The 3,460-nt window shown below is 60.2% G+C and carries 1 protein-coding gene; it reads right to left on the bottom strand.

The genetic code is table 11. The features are described 5' to 3' along the window. On the bottom strand, positions 1-3,438 hold the full coding sequence (locus GOW93_RS20595) for a pyruvate carboxylase (RefSeq protein WP_170388267.1): 3,438 nt from the start codon (positions 3,436-3,438) through the stop codon (positions 1-3). Between the last annotated feature and the right edge of the window lie 22 nt (positions 3,439-3,460).

Below are 3,460 nucleotides of genomic sequence, written 5' to 3'. Positions count from 1 at the left end.
TTATTCCAGTTCGACCAGCAGGTCCTTGGCGTCGATCTGGCCGCCGGGCTGTACGTGAACGGCCTTGACCGTTGCGTCGCGCTCGGCGTGTATGCCGGTTTCCATCTTCATCGCTTCGATGGTCAGCAGCATGTCGCCTTCCTTGACCTCTTGACCAGCCGTAACGGCCACGGTGGCCACCACACCCGGCATCGGCGCACCGATATGGTTGGCGTTTCCAGCTTCCGCCTTGGGGCGCGCCTGCGTGGTTGAGGTGACCATGCGGTTCGGTACCCGGATCACGCGGGGTTGGCCGTTGAGTTCAAAGAACACTTTGACTTCACCCTTGTCATCGGTTTCACCGATGGCCTGGCAACGGATTTCCAGCGTCTTGCCAGGGTCGATTTCGGCCGTGATCTCTTCGCCGGGTTCCATTCCATAGAAGAACGTGCGTGTGGGCAGGGTGCGGACCGGGCCATAGACACGGTGGCGGCCCATGTAGTCTAGGAACACCTTGGGGTACATCAGGTATCCGTTCAGATCCTCATCATCGACCTCTTTGCCTTCCAACTGCTTGGACAGATCAGCGCGGGTGGCTTCCAGATCGACCGCGGGAACATCCTTGCCAGGGCGTTCGGTGTTGGGCGCTTCGTCTTTCAGCACCTTCTTGATGATGGTGTCAGGGAACCCGCCCGGAGGCTGGCCCAGATTGCCGCGCATCATATCGACCACCGAGTCGGGGAAGGCCACATCGGTTGAGGGGCTTTCCACGTCTTCGCGGGTCAGGCCCTGGCTGACCATCATCAGCGCCATGTCACCAACCACTTTGGACGATGGTGTCACCTTCACGATGTCACCAAACATTTGGTTCACATCGGCATACATCTGCGCCACCTCGTGCCAGCGTTCTTCCAGCCCCAAGCTGCGCGCTTGCGCCTTAAGGTTGGTGAACTGACCACCCGGCATTTCGTGTAAGTACACCTCAGATGCGGGGGCCTGCAGGCTGGATTCGAAGGCCGCGTACTGGCCGCGGACAGCCTCAAAATAATCGCTAATCTCGCGGATGGCCTTGATGTCCAGCCCAGTGTCACGCTCGGTATGTCGCAGCGCCTCGACCACGGTGCCCAGCGTTGCTTGGCTGGTATTGCCCGAGAAGCTGTCCATCGCACAGTCCACCGCGTCCACGCCAGCCTCGGATGCGGCCAGAATGGTCGCGCTGGCAATACCGGCAGTGTCATGTGTGTGGAAGTGGATCGGCAGGCCGACCTCTTCCTTAAGCGCTCGAATAAGGACCTTGGCCGAGGCTGGTTTCAATAGACCGGCCATATCTTTCAGGCCCAGAACATGTGCCCCTGCATCACGTAGTTCTTTGCCCATGCCGACATAGTATTTCAGGTCGTACTTGGCGCGATCAGGGTCCAGAATATCACCGGTATAGCAGACGGTGCCTTCACAGATTTTGCCGTTCTCGACGACGGCATCCATCGCCACGCGCATGTTCTCGACCCAGTTCAGCGAGTCGAAGACGCGGAACACGTCTATATTCTTGGACGCTTGGCGGACGAACTCCTGCACCACGTTGTCCGGGTAGTTGGTGTAGCCAACTCCGTTTGCACCGCGTAGCAGCATCTGGGTCATCAGGTTCGGCATCGCCTCGCGCAGATCGCGCAGACGCTGCCACGGGCATTCCTGCAGGAAGCGGTAAGCCACGTCAAAGGTCGCACCGCCCCAGCATTCGACCGAGAACAGCTGCGGCAGGTTGGCCGCGTAGGTCGGCGCCACCTTGATCATGTCGATCGAACGCATCCGGGTCGCCAGCAGTGACTGATGCCCGTCGCGCATGGTGGTGTCGGTGATCAGCAGCTGCCGCTGCGCCTTCATCCAGTCAGCAACAGCTTGCGGGCCTTTCTGCTCCAGCAGGTTGCGGGTGCCCATCTGCGGCTCGGCCCTGGGCGCGGGCGCTTTGGCCTCTTTCAGATCGGCCCGTGGCTCGGGTCGGTCTGCGGTCTCGGGGTGACCGTTAACAGTGATATCCGCGATATAGGTCAGAACCTTGGTGCCCCGGTCGCGGCGGCGCTTGAAGGTGAACAGGTCCGGCGTCGTGTCGATGAACTTGGTGGTGTATTCGTTCGACAGAAAGGTCGGGTGCTTCAGCAGGTTGATGACAAAGTCGATATTGGTGCTGACACCGCGAATACGGAACTCGCGCAGGGCGCGGTCCATACGGGCAATCGCAGCCTCGGGCGTCGGTGCCTTCGCCGTCACCTTGGTCAGCAGCGAGTCATAGTACCGCGTGATCACCCCGCCAGCATATGCGGTGCCGCCGTCCAGACGGATGCCCATGCCGGTGGCCGAGCGATAGGCAGTGATACGACCGTAGTCAGGGATGAAGTTGTTCTGCGGGTCCTCGGTGGTGATCCGGGTCTGCAGCGCGTGGCCGGTCAGATGCACATCGGCCTGGCTGGCGGCTCCGGTCGCTTCGGCAAGGGTCTTGCCCTCGGCGATCAGAATCTGCGCCTGCACGATGTCGATGCCGGTGACTTCCTCGGTGACAGTGTGCTCCACCTGCACGCGGGGGTTCACCTCGATGAAGTAGAACTTGCCGGTTTCCATATCCATCAGGAATTCGACGGTGCCCGCGCATTCATAGTTCACATGGGCGCAGATTTTGCGGCCCAGCTCACAGATTTCAGCGCGCTGTTCTTCGGACAGATACGGGGCAGGGGCGCGTTCCACGACCTTCTGGTTCCGGCGTTGGACCGAGCAGTCGCGTTCAAAGAGATGATAAATCTCACCATGCTTGTCACCAAGGATCTGAACCTCGACGTGACGGGCGCGGGTGATCATCTTTTCCAGATAACCCTCGCCGTTACCAAAGGCGGCTTCGGCCTCGCGGCGACCTTCCAGAACTTTCTCTTCCAGCTCATCCTCGGATTCGATTGGACGCATCCCACGCCCGCCGCCGCCCCAGGACGCTTTGAGCATCAATGGATAGCCTATCTCTTTCGCTTCAGTGCGGATGGCATCCATGTCATCGCCCAGAACCTCGGTGGCCGGGATCACTGGAACGCCAGCTTCTATGGCCACGCGCCGCGCGCTGGCCTTGTCGCCCAAAGCGCGCATTGTCTCGGCCTTGGGGCCGATAAAGGTGATGCCGTTCTGCACACAGGCATCTACAAAGTCCGGGTTTTCCGACAGAAGGCCATAACCGGGATGGATTGCGTCAGCGCCGCATTCCTTGGCGACGCGGATAATCTCGTCGATGCTCAGATAGGCAGCAACCGGCCCCATCCCTTCGCCGATGCGATAGGCTTCATCGGCCTTGAACCGGTGCAGGCCCAGCTTATCTTCTTCTGCGAACACCGCGACGGTGCGTTTGCCCATCTCGTTCGCTGCGCGCATCACGCGAATGGCAATCTCGCCGCGATTGGCGATCAGGATCTTGGTGAAGTCGGTCATATCAGGTCCCGGTCTTTGTGGT

The organism is Ruegeria atlantica, from assembly GCF_013032455.1.
Classification (GTDB): Bacteria; Pseudomonadota; Alphaproteobacteria; order Rhodobacterales; family Rhodobacteraceae; genus Ruegeria; species Ruegeria atlantica_B.
The sequence above is the reverse complement of the archived record's forward strand: the minus strand, read 5'-3'. Positions and strand labels throughout refer to the sequence as shown.